1 protein-coding gene is annotated in these 438 nt (G+C 42.7%); it reads left to right on the forward strand.

Annotated elements, in window-relative coordinates; genetic code table 11:
• The coding region (locus ACTHUR_RS21280; protein WP_440400798.1) for an energy-coupling factor ABC transporter permease at positions 1-343 on the forward strand (343 nt) is incomplete at its 5' end.
• Positions 344-438 lie beyond the last annotated feature (95 nt).

Here is a 438-nt window from a genome sequence, read left to right on the forward strand (position 1 = left end):
GTCCGTATTGCTTCCGCCTTTGTTGGTAAACTTGGGTTTCCGCCATTGGGTATCGCGTTTGCCTGCCAATATCTTTATCTTTATTTTTCTGAATGGTTTTTGGGCTGCGGCGGTCGGAATGGTGTTTACCGGCGTAATTTTGGTTGGTTTACTGGACTGGGCAGATGTATTTGATACGGCGGTATTATGGAAAACCGCTTTTCCTGTTTTTTTCTTAATCGCTTGGGCGGAGGCATTTTTGAGCGGTATTTCAACAGCCATTTTTATCGCGCTTAAGCCGCAATGGATTTGTACTTTTGATGACGACAGGTATTTGAAATCCACGCCTAAGATTTGGCAATAAGATATGAAGGCATCCTTGCTTGGTTTTCAGACGGCCTAATGACCGGATGGCCTGTTTGTTGAATTGAATGTTTAACTTGTTATGTTTGCTTATAT

This window comes from Neisseria sp. P0021.S007 (assembly GCF_051956855.1).